This is a genomic window from Arthrobacter rhombi (assembly GCF_900163545.1).
GTDB classification, from domain to species: domain Bacteria; phylum Actinomycetota; class Actinomycetes; order Actinomycetales; family Micrococcaceae; genus Arthrobacter_H; species Arthrobacter_H rhombi_A.
The window spans coordinates 1-8,418 of the sequence record NZ_FUHW01000030.1 but is presented as its reverse complement, the minus strand read 5'-3'; the positions used below and the strand labels follow the sequence as shown (position 1 = coordinate 8,418).

General features: G+C 58.9%; 11 protein-coding genes. 7 read left to right on the top strand and 4 right to left on the bottom strand.

The genetic code is table 11. The annotated features are described in order from the left end of the window. The first annotated feature begins 93 nt into the window (after positions 1-93). The 3 genes from FM101_RS08495 to FM101_RS08485 all read left to right on the top strand — a co-directional run bounded on the left by FM101_RS08495 (position 94) and on the right by FM101_RS08485 (position 1,417). The gene (locus tag FM101_RS08495; RefSeq protein WP_086998314.1) at positions 94-645 is read left to right on the top strand and encodes a GNAT family N-acetyltransferase; all 552 of its coding nucleotides are present in this window, start codon (positions 94-96) and stop codon (positions 643-645) included. Positions 646-770: 125 nt separating this feature from the next. Continuing rightward, on the top strand, positions 771-1,058 hold the full coding sequence (locus FM101_RS08490; RefSeq protein WP_086998311.1) for a type II toxin-antitoxin system ParD family antitoxin: 288 nt from the start codon (positions 771-773) through the stop codon (positions 1,056-1,058). Continuing rightward, the gene (locus FM101_RS08485; protein ID WP_086998305.1) at positions 1,058-1,417 is read left to right on the top strand and encodes a type II toxin-antitoxin system RelE/ParE family toxin; all 360 of its coding nucleotides are present in this window, start codon (positions 1,058-1,060) and stop codon (positions 1,415-1,417) included. The genes FM101_RS08490 and FM101_RS08485 overlap by 1 nt, the downstream gene beginning before the upstream one ends. A 234-nt stretch (positions 1,418-1,651) precedes the next feature. Here the strand turns inward: FM101_RS08485 and FM101_RS08480 are convergent, their stop codons facing one another. Next, positions 1,652-2,677, bottom strand: a complete 1,026-nt coding sequence (locus FM101_RS08480) for an Abi family protein (RefSeq protein WP_086998303.1) — start codon at positions 2,675-2,677, stop codon at positions 1,652-1,654. A gap of 499 nt (positions 2,678-3,176) precedes the next feature. Between FM101_RS08480 and FM101_RS08475 the strand changes: the two genes are divergently transcribed. Both FM101_RS08475 and FM101_RS08470 read left to right on the top strand, forming a co-directional pair. After that, positions 3,177-3,455 carry a ribbon-helix-helix protein, CopG family gene (locus FM101_RS08475; protein WP_086998308.1) on the top strand — a complete coding sequence of 93 codons (279 nt, stop codon included), beginning with the start codon at positions 3,177-3,179 and terminating at the stop codon, positions 3,453-3,455. Continuing rightward, entirely contained in the window at positions 3,452-3,691 is a 240-nt protein-coding gene (locus FM101_RS08470; protein WP_086998300.1) for a hypothetical protein, read from the top strand. The genes FM101_RS08475 and FM101_RS08470 overlap by 4 nt, the downstream gene beginning before the upstream one ends. Positions 3,692-4,456: 765 nt before the next feature. Here the strand turns inward: FM101_RS08470 and FM101_RS08460 are convergent. Beyond that, complete coding sequence (locus tag FM101_RS08460) at positions 4,457-5,692, bottom strand: MFS transporter (protein ID WP_086998295.1); 1,236 nt, start codon at positions 5,690-5,692, stop codon at positions 4,457-4,459. A 154-nt stretch (positions 5,693-5,846) separates the two neighbouring features. Between FM101_RS08460 and soxR the strand changes: the two genes are divergently transcribed. Further along, positions 5,847-6,290, top strand: coding sequence for a redox-sensitive transcriptional activator SoxR (gene soxR, locus FM101_RS08455; protein ID WP_086998292.1), 444 nt, complete (start codon positions 5,847-5,849; stop codon positions 6,288-6,290). A 189-nt stretch (positions 6,291-6,479) separates the two neighbouring features. Here soxR and FM101_RS08450 read toward each other — a convergent pair whose 3' ends face one another. Further along, positions 6,480-6,725 carry a hypothetical protein gene (locus FM101_RS08450; protein ID WP_143269253.1) on the bottom strand — a complete coding sequence of 82 codons (246 nt, stop codon included), beginning with the start codon at positions 6,723-6,725 and terminating at the stop codon, positions 6,480-6,482. Positions 6,726-7,115: 390 nt separating this feature from the next. Between FM101_RS08450 and FM101_RS08445 the strand changes: the two genes are divergently transcribed. Next, a complete protein-coding gene (locus FM101_RS08445) occupies positions 7,116-7,493 on the top strand; it encodes a VOC family protein (RefSeq protein WP_086998286.1) in 378 nt (125 codons plus the stop codon). A 30-nt stretch (positions 7,494-7,523) separates the two neighbouring features. Here the strand turns inward: FM101_RS08445 and FM101_RS08440 are convergent, their stop codons facing one another. Then, entirely contained in the window at positions 7,524-8,114 is a 591-nt protein-coding gene (locus FM101_RS08440; RefSeq protein ID WP_086998283.1) for a GNAT family N-acetyltransferase, read from the bottom strand. Positions 8,115-8,418 lie beyond the last annotated feature (304 nt).

Here is an 8,418-nt window from a genome sequence, read left to right as displayed (position 1 = left end):
GCTATCGGGAACCAGCCACCCATCAATCGTTTAACTAACGTCCCTGATCAGTACAGCTAGCGGGCGCTCGGGGGAGCTGCGAATATGGTCTGGATGACGATATCCAGCCACCCGTGGCAGCACCCCGCGCCCCAGCAGTCGCAACTGCATCTCGTAGAGGTACCTGAGCCTGTTCTTCACGAACTTGCCCAAGGAGAAACGAAACACGCGCACGCGTACCCCGTGACGCCGTATCTCACGGGTGAGGAGTGCATCGGCCTCTGGAGAATGAGAAGCAAGCAAATTGCCGAAATCCCAGCGGATGCACCCTGGGTGACCCGATTCGTTGTCGTCCCTGACGTCGATTTCCCAGTCGGTCTTGCCGGGTTTCATGGCGCGCCCGATGAAGTCGGCATGGTCGAAGTCGGATACAGGATCGACCCGGAGTACCGGCGAAAGGGATATGCAAGGCAGGCTCTCGAGACGTTACTCGCCGTCGCTAGCACCCATCCAAACGTGCACGTCGTCCGTGCCACCATCAGTCCCGATAACCACGCGTCGAGCTCCCTCGTTGAGGCTTATGGCTTCAAGGAGGTCGGCGAGCAGTGGGACGACGAGGACGGTCTAGAGATCATCTTCGAAGTGGAGGCAAACTTCGCGTCGTAGCCTGCAACTGGTGCCCGATAGCAGGCCATAAGAGGAACCCTCTGCGGGACGACTGAGAGGTTCCGATGGAAAATTCCTGTCGGATGTCGCCCGAATGGCATAAACTGCCAATGGAGGTGGTTGCCGTGGCAACTAGGAATGTTGTGCTGAGTCAGCATCAGCACCAACTTGTTGAAGCGTTGGTGGAGTCCGGGCGTTATCAGAATGCCAGCGAGGTGTTGCGCGAGGGCCTTCGGGTTTTGGAACGCCAGGAGAGCGAGGACGCGGCGAAGCTCTCCGCATTACGGGACGCTGCCGAGCGAGGTTGGTTGGATGTCGCCACACGGCGTTATGACGACATTGCCGATGAGAATTTGAACGACTTCATCGGCCAGCTCGGTGACCGCGCAGCACGGGCGCATTCGGCCGGCTGATGCCCGGATACCGCCTCACTCACGTAGCTCAAGACGATATCGTCGCGATCCTTGCGTGGTCGCAGGAACAGTTCGGCGCTGAAGCACGCAATCGCTATGAGGCCTTGATTGCCACAGCAATCCGTGACTCGGCTTCGCGCACCGACGATGTCGGGTACACCGCCCGACCGGAACTGGGTGACGGAGTATTCTCCTGGCACTTGTCGCAGAGCCGTACCCGTGCTCCCGGAAAAACAGTCCACCGGCCGCGACACTTCCTCATCTGTCGTCGCGAGGGCGACGTATTGGTCGTCGGCCGAGTGCTTCACGACGCCATGGAGTTGCGGCGGCACGTCGATCATCAACAGTCTTGGGACTAGTCGCGCACCGCACGGCGGCACTCGGTCGATGTCCTTCTCAGTGGTGAGGTTGTTCAACGCCACGCCTCACGCGGACTGATCAAGCCGCACCTCATGGGGAACCTCTTGCGGGGCATCCGGGTGGGGCTTCTTCTTGGCGGCCTTCTTACGAGCACGAGAGCTGCCTGTTGACCCTATGGACATGGGCAAACAGGCTGGTTGGGACCGTACGGCGGTGGCTGTTAGCCGGCACGATTATTGACGCCTGGGTTGCCAGAGGTCCAGATCCATCCAGTTCCGAGGGAATCCCATGCTTACCTCCGGGGAGACGAGCATGGACCCGTCTGGTGCCTCGAGCTCTACGTTGAGCTTTTTGACTTGAGTCTTGAAAGTCATGTTCCAACCCGATCCGCTTGAATGAGACATGAGCATGAATGCAAGCGTAGCTGCGTAAATGTACAGCCTTTGGTTCTGCTTGGGTGTGGCCGTGAAATCCGGCGTGATTAAGTGCGCAAGTGAGCTGCCCACGGTTTCGTGCGCTCGGATTGAGAGCGGCCGTTTGAAAGCTCGATTGTACAGGCGGGAGCCGTGGGCGCAGGTGTTGCGGAAATCGACCATCATGCGGAGCACGGCTCCGAATGGACGCGGGTGTGCGAATCCGAACATGCGTGCCACCTCACGAGCATCTGGTGTCTGCATCAACTCGAACAAGTATGGGAGTTTTCCGAAGCTCAGCACTTCAGTCAGGGCCCAAATCGGCATTGGCTGATTCGGATACTTCAGCAGATGATGCGCGATGAAGTCCTCGTCTTCTGAACCGGACCGCACCGTCTCCCGGCACGTTTCCATCCACGCATCAAATTTGGTCTGCTCTCCGCTGGGTTTCCCGCAGGCGTCTGCGTCGAGACAACGGATAAGCGAATGGGCGGCGACGTCCTTTACTGCCAGGGTGTGAGCAATTGCAGCCCTCAGCCGAACCTCGAAGTCCAAAAGACCCTCCAAACAGACACGCGACAACTTGAAGTCGAATGCCTCCAGCTGCATCACGTGCTTGATACTCGCGCCGGGGATGTACTGGTCTTGGCGGTACTGCCGCAGGCGCTCGTTCACTTTGTCGGATGGGAGCAACTGTCGAAAAACGTATCGGTATGCCCCGGAGCGGAAGTACCCTACGCGGGTCAGGAAATTAAGTGCCTCGACTCGGTCAGGAATGGCGAGTCCGTCGGCTTCGAGTTGACGAAGCAATTCGTCGCGTTCCTTGAATTCCTTTGTATACTCCACGCATCACCGTTTGTCGCCCAATGAAAATCGCCCCCTTGAGCCGAGGCTCAGAGGGGGGCGATGTCTGATAAATACAAGCTAGCACACTTCGCTGGCAGGGGGCAGGTACGAATTGCCTGGCAACCGGCGCTAACGTTTCTGACGCACGCGAAGGCCCAGTGCTTACAGCTTGTGGATGGTCGCTTTCTCAATCACCGCAAGAACCCAAGGAACCTTTAACGGCACGAGGGAGCTAGTCGTTGTTGCCTCGTGATGCTGGGGCAGTCTTAGTGTTGGGACTCTCGTGTCAGCGGTTACAGGTCAGCGGTTTGCGACGACGTCGAAGACCTCGCGCCCATGCAACCGGCTTCACGGAAGACGGCTCAGGGTCAAAGCTGCTCTGGTGCATGGACAAGTTTTTCAATGAGGGATTCCAGATGTTATGTCACGGGCTGACTCTGGCGTACCGGCTCGCTGGATACTCTGGCCCCACCAGGGGATTCGTATTACGATAGTACTCATGGAACGAAAACTACACGGGCAGCCAGTCTCGGAGACCGAGATCGACCAGTGGGTCGAGGAAGCCGAGGCAGGCTACGACGTCGAAGACCTCAAGGCCCGCATGGGGCGCCCCGCCAGGGGTGCAACCGCTTCGCAGGTCGTGCCCGTGCGCTTGACCACCGACGAGCTTGCTGCAGTCATGGAACGCGCTGAGCGCGAGCACCTGAACCGCTCCGAGGCGTTCCGCGCTGCGCTGTCGAGCTGGGCGCACACAGACAACACGCTTACCAGCTCATGATCGTTCGCGGCTCCGCGCACAAGCACGGAATCAGCGATGAGGACGGGATCGAGGCAGCCTCTTGGCCGCTCCGGGAGGTGCCGCTGGATGATGAAGATCCGCGGCGTTTCCTTCGTCTGGGATTTGATACCCGAAGCAGGCTGTTGGAACTCGTGGTGCTGGTCTGGGATGACGGGACCGAAGAACTCATCCATGCGATGAAGTGCCGGCCGCAGTACCTATCGATGCTCGACTGACAGCAACAGCTGGCGATTATGCCAACTCGTGTCCGGCTGGCCATAAGCAACGCTTCATAGGGGAACCATCACCGGGACAGATTTCATTACCTCCAATGAATCAGTGCGGGTCCGGGAGCCAGCGGATGGCTCTATGCATTTGCAGAGTCGACTTATAGGTTGACCGCCATGAGTTTCATCGAAACAGTTCATACGGGACCTCGCGAGTAAAGACCCTATGGTGGCCATAGCGGTGCGAGCCCAAGTAACACAGGGCGCTGCAATGGAATCGAACAAGACCACGCTTTAGGCGATCCAGCCGACTAGCAAAACGATCAGGAGGCACAGAAGATGAGTTCGGATCACGAAAAACCAGTCAACCAGGCAGGTTCTTATCCCCTGCTTTCCGGTAGCCCTATGACCCCCGGAATGCAAAACCAATACAGGGCGGGAGAAGGCCCAAAGAAACTCTGGCCGTTCATGGTCGTCGTCGCGGTGGTCGTGGTAGCCGTCGCAACCTTCATCCTCGTCACTTCCTAGCGCCGCCGGCAAGGGGAACCTCTACCGGGCACGTTTGCGAGCGGGTCACAAGTAACTGATCCTGCCATTTTCTAGATTACCGGCTGTTCTCAAAGCGGTCGTTTCTCTTCTTGGGCCTTGCTTGCAGTTGTCGACAACTACCTGATGGGCGCCTCCAGCGAAGTTTCGTCGGTGAGGGTGAACGGACCGGCCGCGCGCCGCCGGTAGTGGTCCGCATTTACGGAAATAACCCCCGGTCCAGCACATTTAGGCTCCCGAAGTCCTTGGTTCTCGGGGCAGAAACACCAAAACGATGGGAACGATCAGCGCATACAACAGGCCAATGGCTAGAAGAGCCGATTGCGCGGCCAGCCCACTGATGGCGATGACGAGAACGTAGCCACCGGCGGCACCAAATTTCCCCATGATCGACCACAGGGCATAGACCCTTCCAAGCCACCCGGCGGGAACGATCAAAGCTACTCTGGCATCGCTGACGACGTCCTCAGGCCCGAAGGCGATGCCCCAGATGAACCAGGCTGCTGCGAAGATTTCCCAACGTGGCACCGAGACACTCAGGACAGTGATGATCCCGAAGGCAATAGAGGAGAAGATGAGGATGCTCTTGAGCCGGGTAGTCGACCAGGACGCCACCCCGGCGGCCCACAACCCCACCAAAGCTCCGATGCTGTAGGCCGACAGCGCGAACCCGTACGCACCATCAGGGGCTTTGGGCAGCCCGGCAAGATAGGGCACCGCGAGTGCGGTGGCGACAGCAACCAGGAACGATGCGCTGGCGGCGGAGAAGAAGGACATGATGACAACGGGCGGGAACCGCGCCCTTGGAACCGGGCTTCCAGAGACGTCCTTCACTTTCATTTTCCGGGTATCTGCTGCCTTTCCGGCGCCTGCTGGCATGGATTGCCTGGCGGCCAGCAGGATCAGGGCGAGTACGAATGTGGCGACGTTGATACTCAGGGCAAGTGTCAGGCCTCCGATTCCGAACAGGAGTCCTCCCGCTGCTGGGCCAACCATTTCCGAGACAGTTTTCCCGCTCTTGCGTGCTGCTGCCAGTGACTGGAGGTCATGCCTGTACGAAGCCCTCAGCGCGGACTCTGCCGCCGGGTTGTCGAAGGAACCTGCGGCGCCAACGATGACGCCGATCACCACGAAGGCGACCGGGTTCGTCGCCGGAAGGGGGATGAGCGCCGCCACAAGAACGGCACGTATTACGTAGCTGGCCAGAAGCAGACGCCTTCGATCCGTGAAGTCCGCGATGGCTCCGCCGGCTGCTGCGAAAAGGGACCCGGCGAGCTTTCGTCCGAGGAAGGTCGAAGCCAATGCAGTGACACTGTCAGTGAGGGCATATACACCCAACGGGACAACGACTGCGGTGATCCCATCGCCGAGTTCCGACACCAGAAAGGCAGCCAAAAGGCGTCGGCTTCGTTTGTCCGTGAAAGGCCTGGCCAGTCTTTTGGAGCCTTCCCATGGGCCCGTCATGGTCGTCGGGGCCGGGAGCGGTTGACCAAGGGTGCTTCGGGAGAGGCCGGGCGGTCCTGTTGGGGGTGGAATCCGGTTCCTGGCGAGTTCATGATCGAAACCTATGTCCTCAAGTGCACTTGAACACCAGCCGGAATGCCCCTAGGTTCGGTTCATGACCTCGCACAGTACTGACAGCCTGCCTATCACCCAGGTTTCGCGCAGGTCGGGGCTGACTACGGCAACCCTGCGGTTCTATGAGGAACAAGGACTGATCGCCCCGGTAGGGCGCGTTGGTGGCAAACGGGTTTATCGACGCCATATATTGCGTCGGTTGGCCTTCATCGCGGCGGCCCAACGGGTTGGTCTGTCGCTGGCGGAAATCCGTGAGGCTCTGGCACCCATGCCGGTGGATCACGCGCCGACGCCGTCGGATTGGAATCGACTGAGCGCGCCCTGGAAAGAACGGGTCGACACAGCCATCGTGGGTCTGCAGAATCTTCGTAGATCCCTCGACGACTGCATCGGATGCGGATGCCTGTCCATGAAGACCTGTGCCATCCTCAACCCGGAAGATGCAGCGGCAGCGGAGGGTAAGGGTGCGCGCTGGCTGCGATAGGTTCGTCTAACAAGTTCCGGTTTCCCTGGGTTCTCCTACTCCCCGGCTCGTGCCCGGCGCGAACGACATATGGTGACTCGCATTCGCCAGCGTTGGGCTCCCTGGATGATGCGCCTCAAGCAGTACGTCGCGATGGAGGCCAGCTCGACGAACGTCGCAATTTACACCCGGCTGCCCGGAGGGCTGCAACTAGCGATCGCTGGGCTCTGGATCGGCAGGTTGCAAATCGACCTTGTCGGATCCAATCATGATTTGTTTGTCCGGGCATACCGGTCCGGGAACCAAAGTCGTCCGGCCAGAAACGAACTCGACGGTGACATCGTTCTTTATGCAGCCAGACTCGAGGAGCACGATCGCCCCGTATCCCGAGATACTGAATTCGTCGTCCGCGGTCGAAACGGTCACGTCCTCTGGGCTTTCATTCTGAATGCTCACGTCGCCTTGACCCGCGCAACCCGACAACATTGCGGTCGCGGCCACAAAGATGAGCGCACTTTTCGCGGGCCATATCCTATTTCGCGTCATACCCTGCATCAAGGGTCCCCCACCCAGTCGAAGTTGTTGACGGCCATTCTAATGCGCCAGGTCCCGAGAAGCCTAGGGTGATATGCCTGCAAGGGAGTGTTCTGTAGACCGGGCCGTAAGAGGAACGCCAATCGATCCAGTCTGGGCACCGGTTGGGGTCAGCGTGTCATCGTCCTGTCCGTCGCTACAGGCGGATTCTTCGTATCGAGGAAAGGAAGCGAGTTGAGTAAATTCGAGATGCGGGCCGGAGAAACCGCGGCTTGCCTTGCGACCACATGGCCCATTGCCTAGCCTCTGCATATGAGTTGTCGACTTTCCGAACTGGTGCTGAACTGCCGCGACCCCGAGGGGCTCTCACGTTTCTGGTGCGAAGTTCTCGGGTACGTCGAGTTAGGCCGCGAAGGCGACGATATCGAGATCGGTCCGGAAGCAGGCTTCGGCGGCCCAGCACCGACCATCGTGCTCGCACTTGTGGCGGACTCCAAAACCGCACCCCTGAGGCTGCACCTTGACGTGAACGCGGTGGACCGTGACCAGGATGCCGAGTTGGAAAGGCTGCTGTCCCTGGGGGCTCGCCCAGCTGACGTCGGCCAGACGGGTGCGGAGTCGTGGCACGTCCTTGCCGACCCCGAGGGCAACGAGTTCTGCCTTCTCGGTCGGCGGCTCGCGAAATTGTAGGCGCGCACTGTAGGGGAACCTTGAGTGGGATTAACGTAATTCGTCGTTCTCCAAACCAGCTATTGTCTCGGCTCTTACGCTGGCGTATTCCTCACGCAAAATGGAATAGAGCATCGAGTCCCTGCGAACTCCTCGCACCAATCGGTGGGAACGAAGCCGCCCTTCTAGGGTGAACCCGCTTTTTTCTAGAACGCGAATTGAACCGATGTTGCCAGGATGGCAGGTGGCGCTGATTCGCTCCAGTTTGAGCGTATCGAACCCAAATTTAAGGAGCTGGCTCGTAGTTTCGGTGGCGTAGCCGTTTCCCCAGTAGGAGCGGTGGAAGGTGTATCCAAGCTCTCCGTTGTGATCGTATGGATCGGTAGTCCAAATGGCCACAGAGCCAATGGTCCTGCCCTCCAAAACGGCAGCAAGTGAAAATGCTGATCGGCCCTCTTCCAGGTGCGCGTGGGCTGCATCCCTAACAAAGGAAATTGTTTGCTCTAAAGTATTCGGTCCCCATGTTGACCAACGAGTAACCTCAGGATCTGAGGTGAACTCGTGCACAGCCGGGATGTCCTCCGCCGTGAAGTCACGGAAACTCAGCCTAGGGCCACGTGGGTAGGCCTTTGAAAGACTCATCGTTCACCTGTCCAGTCGATTGCTGAGCTCCAATCCTAATCTCCTAACCGACTGGCATTAGTACATGGTGGGTAACTCCACGTCGCTGCACATGCGGGAGCCAAACAAGATGAAAATGACGCTGGACTGTCCTTAGGGCTGCCCTACATAGGAATATTCGGAGCGTCCCGCAAACCGGTCCGGCAACGGCCGGCCGGATCACGCAAAGCAATGTCGGCTCCGACGTTGATGGGGTGTCCAGAGGGGAACTGGTTGGGTCCCCGTTAGCAGTCCAGCGGCTATGCGATAGCTAATTGGTTCTCTG

Excerpts from the sequence above, each read along its gene's own strand:
- FM101_RS08495 (WP_086998314.1), top strand. The coding sequence starts at position 94 with ATGACGATATCCAGCCACCCGTGGCAGCACCCCGCGCCCCAGCAGTCG.
- FM101_RS08445 (WP_086998286.1), top strand. The coding sequence starts at position 7,116 with ATGAGTTGTCGACTTTCCGAACTGGTGCTGAACTGCCGCGACCCCGAG.
- FM101_RS08440 (WP_086998283.1), bottom strand. The coding sequence starts at position 8,114 with ATGAGTCTTTCAAAGGCCTACCCACGTGGCCCTAGGCTGAGTTTCCGT.
- soxR (WP_086998292.1), top strand. The coding sequence starts at position 5,847 with ATGACCTCGCACAGTACTGACAGCCTGCCTATCACCCAGGTTTCGCGC.
- FM101_RS08470 (WP_086998300.1), top strand. The coding sequence starts at position 3,452 with ATGATCGTTCGCGGCTCCGCGCACAAGCACGGAATCAGCGATGAGGAC.
- FM101_RS08485 (WP_086998305.1), top strand. The coding sequence starts at position 1,058 with ATGCCCGGATACCGCCTCACTCACGTAGCTCAAGACGATATCGTCGCG.
- FM101_RS08460 (WP_086998295.1), bottom strand. The coding sequence starts at position 5,692 with ATGACGGGCCCATGGGAAGGCTCCAAAAGACTGGCCAGGCCTTTCACG.
- FM101_RS08475 (WP_086998308.1), top strand. The coding sequence starts at position 3,177 with ATGGAACGAAAACTACACGGGCAGCCAGTCTCGGAGACCGAGATCGAC.